Source organism: Quyinboa mangrovi (assembly GCF_042219825.1).
Classification (GTDB): domain Bacteria; phylum Bacteroidota; class Bacteroidia; order Bacteroidales; family UBA5342; genus JBHJHP01.
In genome coordinates, this window is record NZ_JBHJHQ010000005.1 from 431,778 (window position 1) to 458,016 (window position 26,239).

Annotated in this window: 18 protein-coding genes; 11 read left to right on the forward strand and 7 right to left on the reverse strand. The window is 39.8% G+C overall.

The genetic code is table 11. The features are described 5' to 3' along the window. Positions 1–36: 36 nt before the first annotated feature. Positions 37–2,370 carry a penicillin-binding protein 1C gene (gene pbpC / locus ACE1ET_RS13020; protein WP_375728847.1) on the reverse strand — a complete coding sequence of 778 codons (2,334 nt, stop codon included), beginning with the start codon at positions 2,368–2,370 and terminating at the stop codon, positions 37–39. 31 nt (positions 2,371–2,401) lie between these two features. Next, positions 2,402–7,921, reverse strand: a complete 5,520-nt coding sequence (locus tag ACE1ET_RS13025; protein WP_375728848.1) for an MG2 domain-containing protein — start codon at positions 7,919–7,921, stop codon at positions 2,402–2,404. A gap of 130 nt (positions 7,922–8,051) precedes the next feature. Between ACE1ET_RS13025 and ACE1ET_RS13030 the strand changes: the two genes are divergently transcribed. The 3 genes from ACE1ET_RS13030 to ACE1ET_RS13040 all read left to right on the forward strand — a co-directional run bounded on the left by ACE1ET_RS13030 (position 8,052) and on the right by ACE1ET_RS13040 (position 15,920). Next, the gene (locus tag ACE1ET_RS13030) at positions 8,052–11,306 is read left to right on the forward strand and encodes a LamG-like jellyroll fold domain-containing protein (protein WP_375728849.1); all 3,255 of its coding nucleotides are present in this window, start codon (positions 8,052–8,054) and stop codon (positions 11,304–11,306) included. A gap of 117 nt (positions 11,307–11,423) precedes the next feature. Beyond that, on the forward strand, positions 11,424–12,263 hold the full coding sequence (locus ACE1ET_RS13035) for a restriction endonuclease (protein ID WP_375728850.1): 840 nt from the start codon (positions 11,424–11,426) through the stop codon (positions 12,261–12,263). 147 nt (positions 12,264–12,410) lie between these two features. Next, complete coding sequence (locus tag ACE1ET_RS13040; protein WP_375728851.1) at positions 12,411–15,920, forward strand: CotH family protein; 3,510 nt, start codon at positions 12,411–12,413, stop codon at positions 15,918–15,920. 70 nt (positions 15,921–15,990) lie between these two features. Here ACE1ET_RS13040 and ACE1ET_RS13045 read toward each other — a convergent pair whose 3' ends face one another. From ACE1ET_RS13045 to ACE1ET_RS13055, 3 genes are all read right to left on the reverse strand, one after another. Continuing rightward, entirely contained in the window at positions 15,991–16,941 is a 951-nt protein-coding gene (locus ACE1ET_RS13045) for an aldolase catalytic domain-containing protein (protein ID WP_375728852.1), read from the reverse strand. Between the two features lie 17 nt (positions 16,942–16,958). Beyond that, positions 16,959–17,252, reverse strand: a complete 294-nt coding sequence (locus tag ACE1ET_RS13050; RefSeq protein ID WP_375728853.1) for a chorismate mutase — start codon at positions 17,250–17,252, stop codon at positions 16,959–16,961. 70 nt (positions 17,253–17,322) lie between these two features. Beyond that, positions 17,323–17,907: a hypothetical protein gene (locus ACE1ET_RS13055; RefSeq protein ID WP_375728854.1), complete on the reverse strand. Its 585-nt coding sequence runs from the start codon at positions 17,905–17,907 to the stop codon at positions 17,323–17,325. Between the two features lie 251 nt (positions 17,908–18,158). On the opposite strand from ACE1ET_RS13055, the gene ACE1ET_RS13060 reads away from it, so the two are divergent. The 6 genes from ACE1ET_RS13060 to ACE1ET_RS13085 all read left to right on the forward strand — a co-directional run bounded on the left by ACE1ET_RS13060 (position 18,159) and on the right by ACE1ET_RS13085 (position 22,385). Continuing rightward, positions 18,159–18,713 (forward strand): RNA polymerase sigma factor, encoded by a 555-nt coding sequence (locus ACE1ET_RS13060; RefSeq protein ID WP_375728855.1) that lies wholly within the window; start codon positions 18,159–18,161, stop codon positions 18,711–18,713. Then, a complete protein-coding gene (locus ACE1ET_RS13065; RefSeq protein ID WP_375728856.1) occupies positions 18,710–19,291 on the forward strand; it encodes a hypothetical protein in 582 nt (193 codons plus the stop codon). The genes ACE1ET_RS13060 and ACE1ET_RS13065 overlap by 4 nt, the downstream gene beginning before the upstream one ends. Then, positions 19,263–20,363: a hypothetical protein gene (locus ACE1ET_RS13070; RefSeq protein WP_375728857.1), complete on the forward strand. Its 1,101-nt coding sequence runs from the start codon at positions 19,263–19,265 to the stop codon at positions 20,361–20,363. The genes ACE1ET_RS13065 and ACE1ET_RS13070 overlap by 29 nt, the downstream gene beginning before the upstream one ends. Before the next feature lie 17 nt (positions 20,364–20,380). Further along, positions 20,381–21,058, forward strand: coding sequence for a hypothetical protein (locus tag ACE1ET_RS13075; protein WP_375728858.1), 678 nt, complete (start codon positions 20,381–20,383; stop codon positions 21,056–21,058). A 25-nt stretch (positions 21,059–21,083) separates the two neighbouring features. Beyond that, a complete protein-coding gene (locus ACE1ET_RS13080) occupies positions 21,084–21,863 on the forward strand; it encodes a head GIN domain-containing protein (RefSeq protein ID WP_375728859.1) in 780 nt (259 codons plus the stop codon). A gap of 102 nt (positions 21,864–21,965) precedes the next feature. Further along, positions 21,966–22,385 (forward strand): thiol-disulfide oxidoreductase DCC family protein, encoded by a 420-nt coding sequence (locus ACE1ET_RS13085; RefSeq protein WP_375728860.1) that lies wholly within the window; start codon positions 21,966–21,968, stop codon positions 22,383–22,385. A gap of 1 nt (position 22,386) precedes the next feature. Here ACE1ET_RS13085 and ACE1ET_RS13090 read toward each other — a convergent pair whose 3' ends face one another. Together ACE1ET_RS13090 and ACE1ET_RS13095 are read right to left on the reverse strand one after the other, a co-directional pair. Then, a complete protein-coding gene (locus ACE1ET_RS13090) occupies positions 22,387–23,094 on the reverse strand; it encodes a hypothetical protein (protein WP_375728861.1) in 708 nt (235 codons plus the stop codon). A gap of 64 nt (positions 23,095–23,158) precedes the next feature. After that, positions 23,159–24,064, reverse strand: a complete 906-nt coding sequence (locus ACE1ET_RS13095) for a hypothetical protein (protein ID WP_375728862.1) — start codon at positions 24,062–24,064, stop codon at positions 23,159–23,161. A 199-nt stretch (positions 24,065–24,263) separates the two neighbouring features. Here ACE1ET_RS13095 and ACE1ET_RS13100 point away from each other — a divergent pair, with 199 nt between their 5' ends. Continuing rightward, positions 24,264–24,989 (forward strand): type III pantothenate kinase, encoded by a 726-nt coding sequence (locus ACE1ET_RS13100; protein ID WP_375728863.1) that lies wholly within the window; start codon positions 24,264–24,266, stop codon positions 24,987–24,989. Next, a complete protein-coding gene (locus ACE1ET_RS13105) occupies positions 24,979–26,235 on the forward strand; it encodes a BamG family beta-barrel-assembly machinery protein (RefSeq protein ID WP_375728864.1) in 1,257 nt (418 codons plus the stop codon). Before ACE1ET_RS13100 ends, ACE1ET_RS13105 begins: the two co-directional genes overlap by 11 nt. Positions 26,236–26,239 lie beyond the last annotated feature (4 nt).

Sequence of the window (26,239 nt, forward strand, 5' to 3'; positions counted from 1 at the left end):
ACACCAAATTCCGAAAAAAGAATCATCAGGTCATTTTCATTCCTCCTCATTCATCACTTCCACCCTTATTTTATCTTCGTTGCCAGCCAGGTCGCAAATGGTAATAACGTGTACACCTTTATCCATTTGAATGGCCACCTGGTGGTTGTACCTGGTTGAGCCAAGGTATGCTTCGTCCAGAAACCAGCGCATTTCAGCATTTTTCTCTTCGTGTGCTGCCTCAAAGACCACCGGGTTGCGTTTACCGTCAAAATCGACCGGTAAATATAATTTTTGTGATTTATTGGGATAGGTAAAACTTAACATCTTTGTTTCGCCACAACCCGGCATTACGGGTGGTAAATCCCTGTAGTTGCTGTCCTTCCTTCTGAAATAGACACTAAATTTTGGAGGCACCGCAAACCATTTTTTATGAATCATACGATTGGGGTCATAGCAGGATGAATTTACACGGTATTGTCCATCAGCCGTTAAATGGATAGTCTTATGGTATTCACACACGGACGTATAATTGGCTTTTGCCGGAACGATAATGGTATCAGCAAGGTCACAATCCGACGTCATCAGTTCCCCACTTTGGCTGCACACCGGATAATAGGTCAGATCGTCCCAGGGCGTATTAAAAAAGCCGCCGTCTTCATTAAGCTGTTCAAAAAGTCGAAACATCACTGGCGCCGCTTTACTGGTTCCTGTCAGACCCGGCATGCCCTGTCCGTCGGCATTGCCGACCCAGACAGCTATCAGGTGATGTGCTGTTACACCAACCGCCCAGGCATCCCTGAATCCAAAACTTGTTCCCGTTTTCCATGCAATGCGCTGCTTAGAGGTAAAATAATGCCAACCGGCTTCTTCATCTGGCCGTGTAAGGTTTGTTATTTTATCCAGGGTAATCCAGGCGCCTCCGGGCGTTATTTCCAGCACAGATGCGACTTTGTGCTTGTCCTGCCCCATTAACAGCCGCGGTTCAAAAATATCAAACGTACGCCCTTCATTGTTCAGCATATTTCCCATGGATCCGTACGCCCGGGCCAGTTCCCACAGCGTCACCTCTCCTCCACCCAGAATCATGGAAAGTCCGTAATGATCCGGAGACCGGTTAAATTTACTGAACTGCAATGACTGTAACAAATCATAAAATCCGGGAATACCGTATTCCTTCAACAGCATTACAAAGGGAATATTCAGGGAACGAACCAGCGCTTCACCTGCGGGTACCAAACCATCGTATTTTTTATTGAAGTTTTCAGGTGTAAAACCATTGAGGTATGTTGGGACATCGGGCAGCAACATATCAGGCAGAATCGTTCCGTCACAGATGGATGCTGCATATAAAAAGGGTTTCAGTATACTCCCCGAACTTCTGGGCGCCATAATCACATCCACATCACCTCCGTTTGTCCGGTCGGGATCGGCACAATTGCCCACATAAGCTTTCACACTGTAATCATCCAGATCCATCACCAGGGCTGCCACATTATTGATACCCTGCTGTTTATAGGCAGCTGCAAAATCATTTACAATCTGCACCACTCTTTTCTGCAGTGATCCGGAAAGCGTTGTTTTGAACCGACCCTTACCACGTTCTTCAATTAAACGGTTCATCAGATGCGGCGTCCAGGCTGCCACAGCTCCGGGAGGATCCGGTAGGGTTTCCAACAGTGCCAGTTCCAGTGTTGTTTTGTCGAAGTAACCTGCTTCAAAAAGTCTGGTGAGTAAGCGGTCGCGTTTGTCTTTCAGTAACACCGAATTTTTACCGGGATAAATAAGTGATGGGGCATTGGGAAGCACAGCCAGTGTGGCTGCTTCGGCCCATGACAACTCATAGGGCGATCGTTGAAAGTAGCGCCATGAAGCCGCTTCAAGGCCAACCGTATTTCCGCCGAACGGGGCGTTAGTGGCATACAGTTTCAGGATATCATCCTTGGAATCAAACATCTCCAGCTTGACTGCCATCAGCACTTCAAGACCCTTTTGCCAAAGATTACGTGATTTCCCATTCCTTGACATCCGGGCTATCTGCATGGTAATAGTGCTGCCACCACTCACTACATGACCGGCTTTGATATTTTGGGTCAGTGCCCTAAAAACAGCCAGGGGATTAACGCCAAAATGGGAATAAAAATGCTGGTCCTCAAAAGTGACCAGGGCCTTTTTAAAGTGATCCGGAACAGAATCCAGCGGTTCAAAGCGCCACTGCTCATCCGAACTGACCGCAGCATTCAGAAAATCGCCTTCCTCCGACAGGATCAGTGTGGCATAATCTGTTGTGAAACGGGGCAAAGGCGTGATGAGCATTACCAGTGTGACAGCAAATACCATCACGTATAATGTCATCCAGCCTTTTCTCCTGTATTGTTTCCTTTTAATCATCTTTCATTGCCGTCCCCTCAAAACCTGCACCCTAACGGACTACTTTCACTTGTTTGCTGGCCGTCCGGGCATAATATTTATCGCTGTACATAGCTTCCACCACAGTTGCCGGCATGTAATACCTGCCTTCGTAGGCTGCATTCAGAAGCACCTCAAAAGTCATCTGTCGCTGCCGCCGCAAATTGAAAAACATGTAAATCCTGTCGTCCCTGATATCCATATAATCCGGTTGATCCGAACTCAGCTTATAGCCTTCACCGTATAACCTGGTGTTGATGATCTCCCATCCCGAGGGGAAGATCTGCCTTAAGGCCACATTCTCGATATCGCTTGACCTGGACCAACCTGTGTAACGAACCGTATATATCATTTTAAAGTCAGTACCCTGTGCAATGGATTCAGGATTTAACGTATTTCCGGCCATATCAGTGAACCGGACCTTCAGATCAATATTCTCACTTACCGGATCACGCTTGTCAATGATGGGCAGGCCAACTGATCTGGCCGTGACAAACAGCACATTCTTACTGTTATTGTTAATGGTTATCACAGAATCCTTGTCACTATCCCACTCCACCAGTTTAATCAACTCTTCGGTCTTCACCGTTTCTTTCGATTTTCCTTTAACCTGGTAAGTTGCATTCATCGGGTCATCTTCCGCCATAACCAGCGATTTGGCTTCAGCCACTGACATTAACATCCAGGCTGTGGTTTGTGTGCTCAGCCAATGGTTTGGACTGGATAACACTTCAGAGAATTCTTTGATGATCCGGGCCGATTCCTGCTTTTTACCAAGCTGAACCAACGTCTCCAGTAACATGGCATAATCGCGCCATTTTGAGCCGTAGGTTTCAGACATATCTTCATAATCGGCTATTGCCAGTTTATTCATGTCCACCAGGTCTTCTGCCACATCCTTTTTACCGATCAGGGCATAAGCAGCGGCCAGTCGCCATTTCACCTTGTCGTTCAGGCCGGTTTTCTGACGCAAACGGTTCATACCACTTATATCAGGTTTTCCTGCCAGTGCAAGTACATACAACCTGTACGACTGTGTATAATCGTAATAATAATAATCGTAGGTTCTGGACCATTCCACCACTTTAGTTCCAAGGTATTCCAGCGCTTTGTCTTTCATTCCGTAAGGAATCTGGTAGCCCTGCTTTTCAGCTTCCAGAATAAAATGAGTAGCATATACCGACCCCCAGTTTGAAGCCGTTTTATGTCCCGGCCAGTAGGAGAATCCTCCGTCAGGCAACTGGAACTGCATTAGCCGGTTCAGACCTGTGATAATATTATGATGCATCTGATCAGCCATCTGAGCATCTGGTTGAATCAGCTTATTGATGTACAGCTGCGGGAAGACCGAGGATGTGGTCTGTTCAATACAACCGTAAGGATACCTGATCAGGTAATCAAGACGCCCTTTCAGGTTCAACGGTGGCATGGACGAGAATTCGAGGCTGATAGAATTTGTTCCAGGCATTCCAGGCAAATCAAGCTGTACCTGCTGTTCTTTCCCCGGATCCAGAACCAGATCTTTAGCCTGCTTCAACGGCAGGTTCGGGTTCCGAACCTTGATATTGATCTCATAGTCTGCCTTTCCTTTAGTGGTTTCAACAACGATCTTAACAGTTCCGGTACCCACTTTATCCGCAACAGCAAGATCAAACTTCACGTTATACTCACCGGTCTCCTTAACCTCTATTGCTTTCGTGGTTTCACCAATAGTAAACATATCGTTCACGCTTACCATCACTTTCGCATCTTTGATCGTTTCATCCATAATAAACGCAGATACAGGCAGACTCACTTTTTCGCCCGGTGAAAGCACACGCGGAAGGGTTGCCAGCACCATTACAGGTTTTTTCACCGGCATAACTTCATCGGCTGATCCGTACCTGTCGCCGCTTCCGGCTACAACCATTGCTTTTACAGAACCGATGTATTTAGGCATCCTGAATTTCAGCACGGCCTCTTCACCCTGTTTCAGTTGGAGTGGTCCGGAATACATAACTACCGGTTTGAACCTGTTATCATCTTTCTTATCCTTGTTGTCTAATTCATCACCACCGCCAATACCAAACACCTTCTCTATTTTACCACCGAACGCTCCGGATACATAATCGAACATATCCCACATTTTAACCAGCAAAGCCTGACGTTGATAAAATGCACCATGAATATCCGGTGTTTTAAAGTTGGTAATATCCAACAGACCTTCATCCACAATAGCCAGCGTGTACGTCATTGGTTTTCCGCTTTTCTCCTTAATTTTCACAGAGAACTGCTGTTCCGGCTCAACTGATTCAGGCAGTGTTATTTCCGGCTCAAGTTCCTTTTCAGGATCCGTCACAAATACCGGGATAACGCCATACATGCGGATTGGATTTTCATTGACCGTTTTCTCATATGGTTGAATCAGTGCAATATTGATATATGCATTCGGTGCCATATCGGATGAGGCAACCAAGTTGAATTCTCCTCCGTTATCGCCTACCTCTACCCAGAAATTCTGGAGAATGCGTGTTCCTGTTTCTACACTTACCAGTGCTCTTGCCCCTTTTTCACCCGGGAACTGAACCTTGATGGTTTCTCCCTTGGTGTATTTGGCTTTATCTGTATTAAACGCCAGTCGTGTTGCACCTCCTGCACCTTCATTGCTTTTACGCCAGGGCCAGTCAAAATATGCAATCTGTCCGGTACTGTGGCCGTTCGGATCAATTACACGGATCAGATACCTACCCCATTCACGTTCCCCAAGCTTAAGGTTAAACATGCCCTTTCCGTCCTTCGTATAAAGTGACTTAGTAATAACCGGCCTGTGGTATGTATTTTGAATATAATAGGCCAGATTCTGATTATTGGAATGCCACCACCAGGACCATTCCAGCTTGTAAACTTCTACATCAAGTTTTGATACATCCACAGGATTACCATGTACATCAACAGAAGCAACCTCCACATGATACTCTGTTCCTGAATTATAATGCCAGCTGCTCTTTGGTTTTTCCGGCATCTTCATCCCGATGTATGTCTTAAACGGAGAATAGTCCTTTGAGGTTTGCACAATACTAAACTCTCCACCCGGTTCAAAAGCCTTGGTTGTAAAAACAGCTTTTAAAAGAGATGGCGCATACCTGGTTGAGATTTTTTTCAGCGTAAACTCTGCTTTCCCCTGGCTGTCCGTCTGACCTTCAAACACTGTTTCTTCCTTCATATCCAGTTCCACAGCCGGATCACTAAACACAAATCCGGGAAGCTTATCAAACCTCATTTTCTGAGGACGGAACATAACATCTGTCTTTACTTTCAGGTTTTTACCCACAGCACCATGTAGCCAGGCGACATCCAGTTTGCCAACATTTGCCTTGGTTCCGTCAAGAATATCATCCTCAAAGTTCAGCTTAACTTTTAAGCGGTTAGGTTTAATGGTTTCAATCTTTATGGTCTTTGTGAATTTAGCACCACCTATATGGATAGCAGCCAGCCAGTTTCCGGTTGGATCACTATCCTCTGTTTTCAGCTTAAAAGTATAGAATTTACCCACAGGCTGTGTATTGACAACTTTCTTTACCAGCTTGTTATCCGGATTATAAAAATACAGTGTTGCCGGCTGATTTTCAGGAAGCGGATTATCTGTATCCTTAATCACCATGGCCAGGTGAATGGTATCTCCGGGCCTCCACACGCCACGTTCACCATAAATAAAGGCATTTATTCCTTTGGCTGCAATTACTCCACCTACATCAAAACTGGAATAGGACAGCGCTGTTCCGTCATCCACGCGCAGGTATGTTTTTTCGTTTCCCCGCTGAGCCAGAGCAAGCCATGGCATACCATCAAGCTCAAATTCAGCCATGCCATCCGAATTTGTTTCCTTTTTACTCATCAGCTGATTCTGGTGGTTATAGAAAGAAACCGAAATCCCGGACAAGGGTGATGCATTAATCAGATTAGTAACAAATGCACGGTAGCCGTTCTGACCATTTGTTTTGACCAGAATGCCCAGGTTAGATGCCATCACATTACGGTAAACCCACTTGTTCTGATAATAAGACATATCACACGGGTTGTCCCGTTCCCGCCATCTGTATTCACCGTCATATGAATAATATGGCCAGTACTGACCTTTATCAAACCTTTCATAATCCTGATCCACAGGTTCAGGTGCTTCGACTTCGGCAGCTTCTTCAGTTGCAGTCTCAGTTGAACCGCTGCATGGATAAGTTGAATATTCCTTTCTGAAACGGAATTCTATCCTGTAAATGGCCCCGGGTTCCGTTTGAATTAATTCTTTAAGATTCAGCGAGTAATTATTCCATGAACCTTCATCCACAACGATATCTTCTGTGAGATTAATTTTCTTTTTCAGAATTAACCGTCCGAAATGCGCCAGGTCATCGTCGCCATCCAACTGGTTTTGCTGCAAAAAGTACGGTACATTTTCTTCAAAAATCCTGATGACATACAAATCAACAGCTGACAGATTCACAGCCTGAAAGGGAACGATGCACTCCTCATTGCCGGAAGGAATGATAACACCCGACTGAGGAAATCTGACATTAGGTTTTATGGCTTCAAAACTTACGGTTATCAGTTCATCTTTTTTAAGATGATAGTTCATTTCATTCAACAGATCGCCAGAAACATTTAAAGTTTTGGTTCCGGTTATGCGATGAGCCGGATATAACCGGACCACATTATTCTCTTTTTTGACTTTCACATTGACCACGCCTTCCAGTCTCACTAAGCCAGAGATATCCTGATCCTGATTCAAAGGGTCAGAAAATTCAACGACTAAACATTGTGCCGGTTCCTGCTCAACTCTTGTTTTCAACAATTTAAAATTATTCAACCCGGGAATTTCAATATCAAGCTTATCCTCTTTATCCATGGTCAGCGGATCGCCATTGACCAAAACCTGGAAATCGGTATTATCTTCTTTCCTCGGAATACTGTCTACATAAAACAAGTGCTTCTCAGGACTGACGTGTAACCACTGCAACTTTTTATTCAGATCCTTATCGCTTAATGATATGACGTTTTCAACCACATCATTCTTTTCTGCATCAGCCAGCAAAACAGTACCTTCCATCCGGTATGCCAGTCCCTGCGACTGCAGACCTCCGATTCTTACCGAAAAGTCCTGCTTTTTGGTTTTAAAATCAAAACGTACCGTTTTATTGTTAGGATCAACATCAGGAAAGAGTTTATCTACATTGACCGATGCCGTGTATACTTTATTAAAATCAAGCCAGGTTTCCGGTTTAAATGCAATAGTCCGGCTATCGAACCAGTAAGCTGTACCTTTCACGGAAGGAACCAGTTTAATTACTTCTTCTTTAACCTCTTCTCCCTGGCGGGCAGTTGGCACATTTTGTGTAAAACGGACTGTTATTTCCGCAGTTCTCGAAATAGTCCCTTTGGTATACGATTCAACATATTGCTGAAAAACAGCACTTTTTTCATTGGTTACAGGTTTCTTTTTGGAACATGAAATGACTGATAAAACTAGGATCAGTGCAAAGATTATCCCGGTATTCTTCATGGCAATTTTTTTAATAGTTTTAACGGACTAATGTAATAAAAAAAGTAAGGTGTTAAAAATTATATATCATTTTTAAAAAATTACTTAACTTAGCAATCTGTTTGAGAATTATTCAATTAACCGTAGTGCTATGAAAACAAAATTACTTCTATTAGTAGCTTTTATTGCCCAAATTACTTTAGGTCAGATAAAACTGGATAGTGGATTAGTTGCATACTACCCATTTGACGGGAATGCTAATGATTCGAGCATTAATAATAATAATAATGGAACAGTTTATGGTGCCAGCATAACAGATGACAGATTCGGAAATGAAAACAGCGCTTACTATTTTGACGGAATAGATGATTTTATTGAAATTTCGCCAATTAAAAACCTTGACAGTGTTTGTGATTTTTCAATTTCTGTTTGGTTCAGATTAGCAGACTGGGAAATACAGCCAAGTGATAACTGGAAATCTTTAGTTGACCTACCTTACATTTTTGACGGACATGCAAAGTCTTCTGTTGACAGCTCAGATATTATTACTGATGGATTTAATATTTCTTTGGGCTTGGACGAAAGCTACAAATCATATGTTTTGACTTCAACAAAAGATCTGGATGGAAATGTTTTTATTTCACAATTCTCCCCTGGAACAGCGTTATTAGATCAATGGTGTCATTGTGTGTTTATACGGGAAGGAGATACAACACGTAGTTACATTAACGGGGAATTAATTTCAGAAGACCTTAATGATGGCGTTTCTCTGAATATGAACCACCCATTATATATCGGCACTTTTGCGGGAAATAATAAAAATTATAATAGTTTTAACTATAACTTCAACGGTAAAATAGATGATGTACGGGTTTATTCCCGCGCTTTAAACTATGATGAAATAGACAGTTTATATGATAAATACGACCAGATAAATAATACTGAAGAAGGACTTATTGCCTATTATCCATTTGATGGAAATGCTAATGACTTTAGTGGAAATGAAAATCATGGAATTGTAGTTGGAGACATACAATCGGCAAAAGACAGATTCAACAACTTCAATTCGGCATACTATTTTGATGGTGTTGATGATCAGATTATAATTCCGCATACTGCTCTTAATAGTTTTAATGCACAAACTGATTCATATACGATAATGCTATGGTTAAAGAGTGACTCAACTGTAATGAATGCATGCCGTGTTATTGAAAAATGGAATTCAGAAACAACTTCCTCATATCCATACAGTTTACAAGCCGGCCCTAAAGGCTGTAATTCTGTTATTTACGATACATACAACACATACGAAAATAATGTCGGTATGATATGGGACAACACATGGCATTTATTGGTGGTATCTGTTGATTCTTCCACCCAAAAATTAACTACCTTCTTAGATGGAGACACCGTAAATTCGATTTCTATAGAGAATATCTCATCTACATCCAATAATATCGACTGGATAATCGGTGGCATTTATGATAATTATAACGGTTCGAGAAAATACATAGGTTACATTGACGAAGTGAAAATTTACAACAGAATTTTAACAGATAACGAATTAGATCGTCTTTATAATGAACAGGAACCGGTTTCAAATATTACGGATAGTTTGGTGGCCTATTACCCCCTGGACTCCACATTTAATGACATGAGTGGCAATGGTTTTGACGCAGAAAATCATGGTGTAACGTTTGGATCAGACTTATTTGGCAAAAACAATGCCGCCGCTTATTTCGAAAATGCTGCTTACCTTGTTGTGCCCCACGATAATAAACTGAATTTCGGCACCGAAGATTTCAGTATTTCACTTTGGGTAAAAAGCAACTCAGATGCAAGACAAATGATTTGCCAGAAAGGAGGAATTAATGAATACGATGATCCCCAGTACTGGATAAGGCTAAATGATCAACAAGGCACTGCGTCTTATACAACCGGAAACGGAACCAGAAATTCTATTATAACAACCTGCAAAAATAATATTGCAGATAATGAATGGCATCATGTAGTAGCGGTAAGAATGGATAGTTTACATCAACTGTTTGTCGATAATCATCTTGTTGCCCAAACAATAGCAACTCCGCAAAACACTGATAATGATCAGGACTTAAAATTCGGACTTCAAAAATTATACTATGGAGATATTAATCCGTTTTCAGGTTATTTGGATGAAATCAAAATATTCAGTAAAGCACTATCTGAAAATAACATTAGCGATTTATATAATGAGCATATTCCACCGGTTAAACTTGATAGTGGTTTAGTTGCTTACTATCCTTTTGACGGGAATGCATATGATTACAGTGGTAACAATTTGCACGCGGATGTTAACGGCCCGGAGTTAACTTACGACAGATTTGGTAATACAAACAACGCGTATAGTTTTGATGGAATTAATGATTATATGGTCGTAAAAGATACTGATTTGTTAAATCCGAATGAAATAAGTATTTGCTTATGGTATAAACCTGATTATTTTGTTGGCATTGGAAATAACAGCCTTATAGATAAAGGACATTATTCCGATACAACACCACAATATCATGTTGGTGTCTCAGGTGATTACAAAGATTATTCACGTTACAGATTTGCTTGTGATATAAATACCCAAAATGCCAGAACCGGAAACCGGAGCGAAAATTATATATGGGAACCTGCTAAATGGTATTTTATCTCAATGACTTTTGATGGTGAAACCTGTAAATTGTATGTAAATGATGAATTAATAGATACCAAACTTAATATTGGGATATTAAATGCATTTAATCATGATCTCTATATTGGCAAATCCGGCGACCGGGAAGACAATGTGCCTGGTGTCATTGATGATATAAGAATCTACAGCAGAGCCATATCCTATCAAGAAATACAGGAGCTCTATTCAGAAGTGATTTGTAAAGAACGAAGTGTAATAGATACAGCCATATATTATGTCTCATCCAAAGAATTTGAGGTGGTTTCACCTCAAACATATTACAGGGGTATTGATACTCTTATATGCATATATGGTTGCGATAGTATAGTAACACAGTATGAAAAATACATTTTTGATCCAAATTATTGTACAGAATCAGTTACAGACTCTGTATCTGTTACCGATACACTCATAATTGATGTCATTTTTACCAATAATGAGGAAGAAGATCTGACAAACAGAATTTTAATCTATCCAAATCCGACCAGGGATATGGTGACCATAAATACAGGAAGTTATTATAATCAGATCTCTTCATACCAAATTAAGATAACAGACGTCAGTGGAAGAGTAGTATTTGAATCCAATATCAATGAGCCAATCTACAAGATAAACATAGATGAATTTGGTGATCCTGGTATGTATCTGATTCACATTATGAATTCTGCAAATCATGTCACAGATACCAGAAAACTCATTCTCGAATGATAATTACTCGAAAACATTATGTCCCCGCTTTTATTAGGCGGGGATTTTTGTTTCCTTTTTACACTTTCATATTACATAATATGAGCTATATTTATAGTTGCCTTTAAATATATTTAAATGAAACCGCGTAATATCAGCATTAAAAAGGCGTCGGGTGAAGAAGAATTCTTTCATGTTGAGAAACTCAAAAAATCCTTGCATAACGCAGGAGCATCCGATGCTACTATAGAAAATATCGCAAAGGAAATCTCTGACTATATCTTTCCGGGCATTACAACCAAGCAAATATATCAACGCGCTTTTTCACTCCTAAAAAGAGAACGGTCAGCTGCTTCTGTCCGGTACAAACTGAAAAAGGCCATTTTTGAACTGGGCCCGTCGGGTTATCCGTTTGAAGATCTTATCGGACAGATTTTTGCGCGCCAGGGGTATGAAACAGAGGTTGGAATTGTTGTAGATGGCCGTTGTATAACGCACGAAATGGATGTGATTGCAACCAAAGACGGAATGCAACATCTGATGGAATGTAAGTATCATAAGGATCAGGGGAAACAGGTCAGCATACAGGTGCCTCTTTATGTGAGATCAAGAGTCGATGACATCATCAAAAAGCGTGAAACGTTACAGGCATACAGCGGATTAACATTTCAAGGCTGGGTAGTGACAAACACCCGTTTTTCTTCCGATTCAATCCAGTACAGTAAATGTAGCGGGTTAAATCTTCTTGCATGGGATTATCCTTATGGCAACAGTCTGAAAGAGTTAATTGAGCGTTTAAAAATTTATCCGGTTACAATTCTGCATAGTCTGACATTAAAAGAGAAACAACTTTTGCTTGAGAAGGATATCGTTACATGTGAGCAGCTCAACCATCAAATTGATATTTTATCTGAACTGAATCTGACAAGAGCCAAATACCGATTGGTTTTAAAAGAACTAACAGATTTGGGATTTTAACTTAACATTTGGACATTTCCATGTTTTACAACATAAAAAACTGATAAACAGTGATTAATTAATGAGTAATTAGCAGACAGTAGATGTTATCTATTTGTAATAATTGTTACATTTGTTAGCTTGTTTTATGTTTTAAGGTAAAAATTAATGGTGCTTGCCCGATCAATACTCACAGGTATTTTATCTGTAGTGCTTCTACAGGTTTGTCTGCCACAACAGGTAGTCATAAATGAAGTCATGTCTTCTAACCAGCAGTATCTCAGAGATGAAGACGGTGACACACCCGACTGGTTCGAAATATGGAATAACAGTAACGAAGTTGTCGATCTCGCCGATTATAGTGTTTCTGATGACATGGATACATCGAAAGCCTGGCACTTCCCTGCTTTTTCATTGTCACCTGATCAGTATTTACTTGTTTTTGCATCCGGAAAAGACAAAAAAGATGCACCTCAATACTGGGAAACAATCATTAAACAAGGTGATGCCTGGAAATATATCATACCCTCTTCAGAGATAAATTCAGATTGGCGAGGAAATAGTTTCGATGATGCAGCATGGTCGGATGGAACAAGTGGGATAGGTTATGGTGACAATGACGATAATACAACGGTACCCGCTTCAACCATATCTGTTTTCATGCGCAAATCATTTACAATTAAAGATAAAAATCTGGTACAGAAGGCTATATTACACATGGATTATGATGATGCCTTCGTCGCTTATCTGAATGGCAATGAAATTGCCAGGGCCAATATAACTTCTTCTGGCCCGCCTGCTTACAACGCGTTTGCAGACAACTCCAGTCATGAAGCTTTGATGTATACAGGAGGAAATCCCAATGAATTTCCATTAGAAAACATTCAGGACTTATTGATTGACGGTGAAAATGTGTTGGCCATTCAGGTACACAATGCAGGAACCAACAGCTCTGACATGACCGCGATTCCATTCCTTTCTCTTGGATTCACTTCCCCTGTTTCCGGATCACTTGAAGATTTTGTTGATCTTCCTCAAGCAAAATTTCATACTGACTTCAGCATCTCATCTTCAGGAGAAAGCCTGTATTTATTTAAAAACAATAATCTGGCAGATTCAATTCGGGTACCTGAACTGCCTACGAATATTTCATACGGAAGAAATTATGTATATTATGATGAGTTTAATTATTTTCCGGATCCGACACCTGAAGCAGCTAATTCAACCCAGGGCTATACGTCATTGACCGGAGATGTTACTTTTTCGGTTAAAGGTGGTATCTTTAACAACAGTATTACGCTTTCACTGAGTTCCGATAATACATCGGATCACATCTACTACACTACGGATTATACTGAACCTACAAAATCAAGCACCCCATATACAGGACCAATAAGTATAAATTCCACCAAAGCCATAAGAGCCGCCATTATTAACGATGGCGGAATGCCGGGACCAGTTTGCACAGAAAGTTATCTGTTTAATATCAAACATGATCTTCCGGTTATTTCACTGGTATCTGACCCGGATAACTTTTTTGGTTATGAAAACGGGATTTATGTAAATGGCCCCGGACATACTTCCAGTGGGGAAAACTGTGATAACGGACAAAACTGGTGGCAGGACTGGGAACGCCCTGTAAATGTGAGTATGATTTTGCCAAATGGCACCCAGGCATTTTCGCAAGATGCGGGTGTGAAAATATTTGGCGGATGTAGCCGTAACTTTGCGCAAAAATCTCTAAGCCTGAGATTCAGAAAGAGATACGGTAAAGACGGACTGGATTATAAGGTTTTTGATGATCTGGATATCGACAAATTCTATAGTCTGAACCTGCGCAGTTCGGGTAACGACTGGAACCAGACCATGATGAAGGATGCGTACGCAAGCCGATTCTTCCCGGACGAGATTGACAAGCAGGCTTATCAGCCTTCAGTGGTATACATCAATGGTGAATACTGGGGAATTCATAATATCCGTGAAAGGTTTGATGAATACTATTATGCCACACACTACAATCTTGATCCGTCTACTGTAAATATCATGCAGTTTCATGTTAACTGGCTGATCAATCTGGTTCAGGGAGATGACCAGCATTATCTGGATCTTCTCGACTATATTGAAAATAATGATCTTTCCTTACCGGAAAGCTATAACTGGGTGAAAAAACAAATGGATGTTGAAAATTTTGCATTATACGAAGCCTGTAATATTGCCGTTAAAAATACAGACTGGCCGGGAAATAATTTTAAATATTGGCAAAGCTTCGATTACGATGCCCGTTGGCGCTGGATGACATTTGATCTGGATTTCGGATTTTCTGATGTTAACCATAATACGTTAACATTTGCCATGGCAGATAACAACACTGGCTGGCCAAATCCGGCATTATCAACCTATCTGCTGCGAAAGATGAATACGAATGAAGACTTTCAGCACGTATTCATCAACGCATTTGCTGATGTTATAAATACGCTATGGCAATCCGATTACTTCCTTCCCATTTTCGATAAGATGAAAGGTGCGATCAGCAGTGAAATTCCGGCACATATGAGTCGCTGGGGAGGAGATGCAAACGGATGGTCGTCACGTACGGATGGAATGAAATATTATGGTGCACAACGCCCCAATGTTATTAAAAACTTTGTTCGTAATTATTATAGCATTGATGGAATGTACAGTCTTGCCCTTACCGTTAATGATCCTAATATGGGAGACATAAAAATAAATACTGTTGATCTGAACAAATATGGCTATCCATGGAACGGAGACTATTTTAATGATATCCCGATCCGCTTGGTTGCCAAGCCCAAAAAAGGCTACAGATTTAAAAGATGGTACGGATCTGTTTCATCGCTCAACGATACAGTTTATGTCACGACCAGTAATCCTTCAACCATTCAGGCCATATTTGAGGTTGATCCATCCTACAAGGAAATTATTGTGATAAATGAAGTGTTTTATAATAATGTAAATGCTCCAACGCCTGAAGATTGGGTTGAAATTTACAATAAAGGTGATAATGCCGTTGATCTCTCAAATTGGATTTTAAAAGACGATGATGATGATCATGTATTTATTCTACCCGAGGGCACTGCGATTGAAGCTAAGGGTTATCTTGTCATATGCCGCAATGCGAGAGCAGTAGCTGATTACTACGGATATGCAATTTCAAAAACCGGTGATTTTGACTTTGGATTTGCTAATGACGGTGACTGTGTAAGACTATATAATCATCAGAAAATCCTGGTTGACTCTCTACCATATACTAACCCAAATCCTGTTGATAATGATGCATTCTCTTATCAGCGAATTGAGAATACCAACGGAGAAGAATGGTATATTACAGATAATTACGGTACACCCGGAAAAGAAAATGTTTACTGGGGAACACCGGTTACGAATCCGGTGGCGGAAGATTTCGCTTTACTTACAACATATCCGAATCCTTTCCGTGACAATCTCAGTGTAACATTCGAGCTTGCCGAAAGGACATATGTTTCCATAAGTATTCTTGGACAGGATGGGAAATTCATCCGGCAGATTGAAGACGGAACATTCAATTCCGGCTCATACACAATAAACTGGAAAGCTGCAGAAAATCTGCCCAAAGGAATGTACATGGTAATAATTAAAACGAATAAGCAGGTACAAACAGAGAAAGTCATTAAACTTTAAAACCATATACGGTGCAATAAAAAGCCGCCTGATAAATTCAGGCGGCTTTTTATTTTATTTTTTCACTCTACTATTCAAGCAATTCATAATCGTGCATAGATTTCATGAACTTCACAAAATCGTTTTTCTCTTCTGAATCCATCCAAGCCATTGCACTTCGGGGATGCTCATTCATTGCTCCGGTAATCAGATAAGGAACATGATAACCCCAGTCAATCTTTTCCTGCCAGGGCAGTACCTGTTCCTGTATTGCTTTTAACAACGGAAGTAACCTGTACTTCGGATTTTTAAGGAATGCTATCAGAATTTCAACCGGACAGTTGCCTGCTCCGCGCCCCATCCCCAGCAAGGTAGCATCAAGATAGGTTGCTCCATCCATTAATGCGGATATGGTATTTGACATGGCCAGTTGCATGTTATTGTGTGCATGAATTCCAATTTCTTTATCCGGCAACATGTCCTTGTATTTTTTCATTAAATGAAGTACGGTTTCACTATACATACTTCCAAAACTATCCACCAGGTAAAATACCGGAACTCTTGATTTGGCAACATCTGATAATGCCTCTTCCAAATCCCGTTCATTGACCTTTGATACAGCCATGAGGTTTATGGTTGTTTCATATCCTTTGTCCATACAATGATGAGCCAGTTCTATGGCCTTATCCATTTGGTGCACATAACAGGCTATACGCATCATATCGATAACACTGTCTGCCCGGTTAGGTATGTCTTTAGGATCAATACGCCCAATATCGGCCATTGCTGATATTTTCAGGTTAGTCTCATTATTTCCCATAATGCGTCGCAAATCGCTGTCTGCACAGAATTTCCACGGGCCTACTTCATCACGACTGAATGCGAATTCGCTGCTGATATAACCAATCTCCATATAATCAACACCTGCTTCCACACAAGCATCGTAAACGCCCTTTACAAACTCATCGGAGAACTGCCATTTATTCATGAGGCCACCATCACGAACTGTGCAGTCCACTACTTTAATATCCTTTTTATACATGATTTTCGCTTTGATAATTATCGCTTATTAAAAAGATTTAATTCTTTGCTTATGTTATGTTCAACCAGAAATTTATATACGTTTTCTATCATATCCGGAGAAATGTTGTTTTGTTCCGCCCACAATCTGCGTTGAGCAAAAAGTATTTTCTGACGATCTTCCGCTACAATTTCTTCCTGATTATTTTTAAACCGGACAATCTCCTCAACACATTTTTGTCTTTTTGAAAGCAATTCAATAATGGCAAAGTCGATCTCATCAATGATTGACCGTACTTCCTGAATGGATGTACAATTTGCAGGATTCTTCATAATTAAAATTAATATCCCTGCAAAAATAACAATCTATAATAAACCAAGGCGGTTTACTTGCAATTTAAAATCATTTTTTATTAGCATCCCTGCTATTCATTCTGATGCCGAATTTTAATGCAAGGTGGTTCATCCTGTAGCTTTGATCTGCGCCAAACTGCGGGAAGCGAATCATGCTGTATTCCAACTTTATGAATGGCTGTATTCGTTCCGGCTTAGTGTAATTAAATCCAAACTCAAACTGGGTCTGATGGCCGAATATACTACCTTCTGTACCTTCCTGTCGCAATTGATTAAGCAAAAGACCGTAACCAATAAAAGGAATAAAATCTCTGTCCTTTCCCAGCTCGTGTCTTACCGTCCATCCATACGAAAGAATTCTCAGATCCTTTTCAGCTCCCTGTCCCATAAGCCAGCTGTAACCTAAAGGAACAGTTATATAAGCCGCTTTTTTCTTATGAAATCCTGAAAGTTGCCAGGCATAGTCCAGTAAAAAATGTCCACCGTTTGACCCGGAATTTTCAAATCCGTTATCAAAGGTATAAATATAACCTGCTTCGACGGTATATTGCTTCGGGACCTTTTCCATTTGCGCATTCATTGAAAAGACAGCCAAAACAAATAATAGCGATAGAAGTAATGTTTTTAGTTTCATCCTTATTCTTTTAAAATGACACGATGAAAATACTAAAGATTTTTTGATACGCGCATGAATAAATATTTATTATTAGTATTATCTGTAGGGTCTGCAGGCAATTCAGATACAACAGCTAAGATCCGATATCTCTGTTCACCTAAAAAAAAAGGTTGTTCGGCTACTTTTTATTTTTTTCTGAAATTTTTTTAGAGACTTTTACAACCCTAAACATTTTTTAGTGTCTATAATAGTGTAAAAGGATGATAACCTTGGCGAAAAAAAGTATTGACATAAATCAGGATGTAATTGAACAATGTTTGCAAGGTGACCGGCAGGCTCAGTTCAGGCTATATTCACTTTATGCCGACAAAATGCTGAATGTTGCCCACAGGATGACAAACAGCAGGGAGGAGGCCGAGGACATTCTTCAGGAATCGTTCATTGATGCATTTACCAGGTTGAACACATTCAGGTTTGAAGCATCATTTGGCAGCTGGTTAAAACGCATAGTGGTGAATAAAACCATTAACCGGTACAGGATGAAAAAACCGGAACTGACTTTTATTGAAAGTTACGATTTTTTTCAGGTACCGGATTTGGAAACAACGGAAGATTATCCGGATAATCTAACCGTTGAAAAAGTAAAAAATGCCATGAATGATTTGCCGGAGGGAGCCAGAATAGTTTTTGATCTGTATTTGTTCGAAGGGTACCAGCATGCACAGATTGCCGATGTACTGAATATTTCGGTTTCAACCTCAAAAACGCAGTACAGGTATGCAAAATTAAAAATCAGGGAATACTTAAAGGAAGAAGTAATATGAAAGAACCGGACAGATTGGAAAAGTTTATCAATGATAACCGCGATAGCTTCGAGGATCTTGAAACATCATCCAAAAGCTGGGAAATGATCTCAGCAAATCTGGATCAAAACGTTGACCGGATTAAATCGCCAGGCGTTTCATGGATCTTCAAAAGAGTTGCAGCTGCGGTTATCATTGTTCTGGCCATGTATGGTGCATATAACATGGTCATAAAAGTGGCTCAGACAGAAATAGCGACAAAAAGTGACAGACATGTGGATCCTGCAATTAAAGAGTATAGCGAAGCAGAAGCTTACTATGCATCACAGGTTAATACTAAAGTTGCAGAACTCGAACATATTGCGAAGGAACATCCTGAAGTTATTGCAGAAGTCAAAGAAGAATTTGAGCTCCTGGATAAAGATATGAAAACCATGAAGGGCGATTTGAATGAAGGAATTGCTCAAAAGGAAATCATTGAAGCCATGGTTCAAAATTACCGGCTGAAACTAAAGATACTGGAAAATATTCTGGATCAGCTGAATACAAATAATAACGAAAACAGCAGTGATGATGATACACACACGATTCAAACTTAACACACTGATTCTTTTGCTGATGTTACTTATTCCTTTGGGATTAATGGCATCAGGTATAGAAGAAACTCTGATTACGGTCCGTTCATACAAGGTTGATCCGGATACGAAACTCGAGGTCTTCAATAAATATGGGACCATTCATATTAATACATGGCAAAAGGATTCGGTGATAATCAAAGCAAGTGAATATTACAAGGCAGAAGACAAAAAGCAACTGGATAAGCTGAAAAGTTCGGTAGATTTTACCATAACGAAAACACGTTATATTATAAATGTAAAAACCGTTTTTTCTGATCCAGCTAAAGATCTTCTGAATTTTATTCCGCTGGATCTTAAATCAAACACAGAAACAAAAGTAGATCTGGAGATATGGATGCCCGAGGCAATTAGCCTGACTCTGGAACACAGGTACGGCGATGTTTTTATCGGGACCATGACGGGCGATGCATTTATAGATGTGGCTCACGGTCAGTTTAAGGCATACAACATGTTTGGGAAATTGAAACTGAATGCAGCCTATTGTAATTCCACCATACGCTTTACGGAAGACGCCATTATATCGGCACGTTTTGGTGAAATGACACTGGATTCTGCAGGCAAAATAAACATTGAAAGCAGGTCGGCAGATATCGTCATCGGAGAAGCAAACCTGTTGGAGATAAATGGAAGAAATGATGATATATACATCCAGTCGTGCGATGAACTTCATCTGGACGGTTACTTTTCAAAACTGAACGCAGATGAAATTTCAGGGAATGTGTATTCCAAGACAACATATGGAAACCTGAACCTGAATTTCCCGGAACATTATGAAAATAGCATTACCATTTATTCCAACTATACCGATATCGGATTGACATTCGCCGCTGAGGATGGGATGCTTCCGGTGTCCATATTACATCAAAAGAGCCGCTTCATGTATTCATCTTCCAACACACATCTTAAAGAAGAAAAAATAAGTGGCAAAGATGTTATTTATAAATCCACAGGTACAATCGGCACTGGTGGAATGCTGAATGGAAACCTCAGCGTTGAAATGTTTTCAGGTGAATTAAAATTAATTGTAAAATAATCCAAACTAATATAATAATGAAAAGCAGAAGTATACTAGCAGCGATAGTTTTAGCGTTTTTGTTTTTACAAACTACTGTCGCACAGGAAGAAGAAAAAACAGAAGATTTTGTAATTGTTGATCACAGCAAAGACGATTTTAAATCGCTTTTAGGTAACAAAGGAGCCAATGGCGGGTACTTAAGCATTGATATTACCGGTGGAGCAATGAATGGCAACCAGGTTTTTGAAGCCGGCGGGCGCCTGGGATGGATCATCAACCATAGTTTTGCATTTGGTCTGGCAGGCTACGGTTTTGCACAGAATATAGTGGAAGATCCTGCAACATCCGTGGCACAACTTGACCTGGCCGGTGGTTACGGCGGACTATTGATTGAGCCAATCATATGGAGCAAGGAAATTGTACACCTGAGCGTGCCAATGGTTATCGGAATTGGTGGTGCAGGGAAAAACCTTTCAAGCTCAAGATATGACTATACAACCCAGACATATTACGAGAACGGCAACATAGGAGAGAATGATCTTTTCTTTATGCTGCGTCCGGGTGTTGAAGTGGAAGTCAACCTGTCACGTTTTTTCAGAATTGCCCTGGGAGGTTATTATCATCAGGCATTAGGTTTCCAACTGGAAGATGTGAGCAGCAGAGCATTAAACGGATTCACAGGCGGAGTCAGCTTTAAATTTGGCTGGTTCTGAAACTATTAATATAAAAAATACGAAGATGAAAAAGATAATTGTATCAATTATAGGATTAAGCGTCCTCCTGTTAACCTCATGTATAGGTTACTACAAAGCTGACGGACCAATAGAAACAAGAGATTATGCCTTAAGCGACTTTGAAGGTGTGGAACTGGATGGTTCTGGTGACGTATTCATATACTACGGTGAAACATTCAGCGTGGAAGTCACTACGCATTCCGATCTCTACGATTTATTGAATAATTATGTTGTTGACGGCGTACTACACCTTGGTTTTAAAAATGAATTTCGAACCATTAGCTACGATAAACTCCAGTATAAGATCACATTGCCCGAGTTGCACTATGTATCTATTGATGGTTCAGGCAACATTGATGTAATGGACAACTTCAGCGTCAATAATGATTTTGCCATGTCCATTGACGGATCAGGTGATATTATGACGCTAAAAATAGCTGCAGACCGCGTATTTGCTGATTTGAACGGCAGTGGTAGTATCACAACAACGGACATCGACTGCCAGATTTTTGATGCCAGTCTCGACGGTTCAGGGAAGATAAGAAGTCAGGGATATGCCAGGAAACAGATTATTAATCTGGATGGCAGTGGAGACATCATTACCGATTACCTTGAAACACTGGAATCGTATGTGGATATAAACGGATCGGGCACCTGTAAGGTTTGGGCAACCGACATTCTGAATATCCGGATTGATGGTAGTGGCAAAGTATATTATTATGGTGAACCCGAAGTAACCAGCCGCATCACAGGTTCGGGTGATATAGTTCACCTTTACGACTAAACGTTCCCTTAAATTATATCGCAACTCCGCATTGTTACCTTAGCAGGTTCCGGTGCGGAGTTTTTTTGGTAAACCAAAGTTCTCTCTGCGGGTTTATGAAATATGAATGTGCCAATAATATTATATGACGGGTATTGTAACCTGTGCAACTTTTCTACAAGGCTAATCCTGCGGTTTGACAGCAAAAGCATTTTCCGCTATGTCCCGTTGCAGTCACCTGAAGGACAAAAATTATTATCAGGCACAGAAGGCATACCCGATACCGTAATTCTTTCGTTTAACAATAAACTTTACTTTAAGTCTGATGCAGTATTGAAAACTGCATGGCTACTCGGATTTCCAGCAAATATATTAGCTGTGTTCTATATTATGCCGGGATTTCTAAGGGACTATTTTTATGACTTAGTAGCCAGAAACCGATACAGGATATTCGGTAAGAAGGATTATTGCAGGATGACTCCAAAAAAACAAAAAAGGAGACCCAAACTGTGGTCTCCCATTAAAAATATTAAAAACCTATAACTTAAATTCTGTTCAAAAACTGCTTATGGGCTTCAAGTAAAAATTCGGGGGATAAAGACGGATTATATACCCTGACAACATCTTCTATTCTGTCGTTGGTATAAAAGAAAGCAAGTGCAAAATCAGATTTTGCAGTTATCCAGTTATATTTTACACGTTGAACCAATTCTCTGAACTCGCTCCATTTCAGGTGATAAGGTAATACAAAGTATCCCTGATCCAGCTCTCCCTCATCAAGGTATATGCCTTCCTGAACCACATTCAAATGAAACAGCTTTTTAATGGTCAATAATGCAGTATCATTAATATCCTTAATCTGTTTTTCGAATTTTATACCTACTTTACTGTATACTTCCTGCAATACCGGTACCTGACTGAAGTTATCAAGATTACGCACACGGATAGCATCGTACGACTCGTGTGGAAATTTTATTTCCGCATACGCTGCCTCAAAACGCCCTTTAAACAAAGAACGTGCTGCCTGTGTGGCCCGGGCAACTTCTTCAAGTGAAGATTTTCCCTGAATGACAAAATAAATATACAACGGAGAAGAAAAGTGTGGCCGTTCACTGTAGTATTCCAGATATCCCGGAAATGGTTCAGGTGCCTCCAATACCAGCGTACCTGGAATTTTCTGTGATGATACTGTGGTGAGTTTCTCGTATTTATTCAAGTGACCGTATCTTTCGATCTTTTCGCTTGCATTCATAATACTAAGATTTGGTTAATATTTAATGATATAACAAAACATATTCGCTTTCTGTTTAACTGAGTTATAACTTCGGGCTCTTAAGTTGCTCCTTTAGTTTTTTCATCATGTCTCTTCTTATTTTAAGTCCGGATTTCAATACATAACCTGAAGAAAAATCCGATTTCTCAGCTAATATTTCTGATGTTACCAGGTTTGTTTCCCTGTCTTGTTTTACGGATATTATTCTGTTTTGGTTTCCATACAACCAGAATTCTCTGTTACTTTTTTGTAACACTACTGTTTCTGTCAAGTTCTCATCGTCTGTTTTCAAATCAGAAACATGTGTCCAGTTTGAATCTGTTATTCCCGATTGGTAAAAATCAACCTTCATACCTTTCGAAACACTATCTTCACGCATCAACGCCAATACATTAATCTTTTCAAACTTCATACATTGCAAATCCATTATTCTGTGCGTAGAGTGTAAAATTTCCAAAGGTTGATCAGAAATTTTATTATCTGTGACCCTGAATAACAAAACATCCGTATCCGTCTTGTTATTCCTTAAACAAAATATATTCAACCGTTCCCGGTTTTGATAAAGCCCCCTGATATTACTCATTTCCGAAAAATCAATTTCCGATCCAAAGTGACTTTCAATTAAACGCGGATTATCCCAGTTGATTAAATTATCTGAATAGGTCATCATCAGATAATCTTCAGATCTAAAAAGCATATTGAACCGATGGCTACTTTCTTTAAAAATCTTTATTTCGCTGACATGACCAGGCGATGGAATATTTACCGGATTAGATGAATTGATCATATTCCAATGCAAACCATCTGAACTTTCAGCAAAATAACAAGTGTTCTGATGATCCGGTTTTGACAAGATCATTAAATAATCGTCAGGTGTTAACAGGCGGTATATGGTAAGACCAACCAGGGCAAGAGCCGTCAGAATTATGGCTGTATAGTTTATTTTCATACCAGTATTTAAATATTTTACTGTAACCGTTTCATCTGTTCTCCGTTTTAGCAATATTGACGACTACAAAAACGTTATTGTAGTAAAGCAAATTAAATAAAACCTGATTAATTTATCAAAGATTAACACTTTACTTACGACAGAAATACTTTGTATCTCAGTAAAATAAATACTTTTGTCGTCTTTATATAAACAATTGATGATGAACCTGATAATTGACGAAGGTAACACACGGATTAAGGCAGCCATATTCAGTAAAGAAAAATTACTGGAAGCGCTTACCTGTACATCATCAGATTATGAAGAATTAATACTTCTTACAGAAAAATACCATCCTGACAAATGCCTGATCAGTTCTACAAAAAGTCATCTTTCAGACTTTGCGGATTTCAGTGAATCATTCTCACAGTTTATTTTTTTGGATCATATTATAAAAACGCCACTCAACAACCTGTATGAAACTCCGGAGACACTTGGCAAAGACCGGTTGGCAGGAGCTGTTGGGGGGTATCATTTTTATGCTGGAAGTGCAATCCTTGTGATAGATGCAGGCACAGCTCTCACTTTCGATTATGTTGATAAGGATGGAAATTATTTAGGAGGAACCATTTCACCGGGTTTAAAGATACGTTTAAAAGCGCTCAATGCATTTACGTCTAAACTTCCTTTGGTTGAACCTGAATTCTCTGAAAACATTTTGGGTAAAAACACACATGAAGCCATTCAACAAGGTGTTTTTAATGGAATAACACATGAAATAAACGGGGTATGTTCCGGTTTTTTAGATAATAATCCTCATGGCAAAGTAATTCTGACAGGAGGTGATGCTGTTTTTTTTGAAAAATATGTAAAAAGTACCATCTTTGTAATTCCAAATTTGGTACTGATAGGACTAAACACAATTTTAGAACACAATGCGAATTAAATTTTTATTTTTTACATTTTGTGCACTTATGTTTGTATCTGTTTTAAATGCACAAAACAGTACCAGTTCGCCCTATACAAGGTATGGCTTGGGCTTGCTTGAAACCAATACCTTCGGAAGAGGACAATCAATGGGTGGATCTGGAATTGCATTGCGTTCCAACAAAACAATAAATCCTTCAAATCCTGCAGCCTTTAGTGCAATTGATACACTTAGCCAGATTTTTGAATTTGCATTTTCCGGTCAAATCTCTCAGTTTAAAGCAGGAAATCTGACGCAATATAATAACGATGTTAATTTCAGTTACCTTGGAATGGCATTTCCAATCTCAAAAAACATCGGGGTATCGTTAGGAGCCAGACCAATGTCAAATGTTGGATATGATTACTACACTGAAGAAGATCTGAACAATATTGGTCTGACCCAAAGTATTTACAGCGGTTACGGTGGAGTAACAGACGCTTTTGTCGGAGTATCTGCTAAATTTTTTAAATATTTATCACTCGGAGCAAACCTGGAATATCTGTTTGGGGCAGTATCTCATAACAGAACGGTAAATTTCCCTGATAACACAGAGTATTCCAGTTTTTACAGCTATGAAAAACTTTATGTTAATGCGCTTCATCCGGTTTTGGGTCTGCAGTTTGTGTTACCGGTCAGCGACAAACACAGTTTAACGCTTGGTGGAACCTATGAATTTAAAACGTCACTTAATGCCAAACAAGATCTTATATCTCAAAAGGATTTTGCCGGCATAACAACCATTACCATTGCTTCCCATATTGGCAAAAGCATTGGGATGGAAATGCCGGAAGCTTATGGAATAGGTTTAGCATATGAAATAAAAAATAAATTAACGGTAACCGGCGAATATAAATTGCAGAACTGGAGCAAAAGCGAATTTTATAATGTAACGGATACCTTAGGAAATAAGACAAGAATTTCTGCCGGTATTGAATATATCCCTAACTTTATAGACAGAAACTATTTTAAACGTGTTGAATACAGGCTTGGTGGATTTTACTCAAGTAACTATATAACCGGCCTCGGAGAGGATTTATATAATTTTGGCATGACTTTTGGATTGGGATTACCACTGAGATACGAGAAAACAAGGTTCAACATTGCATTTGAACTTGGGCAGATGAAATCCTCAGGAGGTTCTTTAATTAGTGAATCGTATGGAAAAATAACCATTAATTTTTCATTCAATGATTACTGGTTCTTCCGCAGAAAACTGGAATAATAAA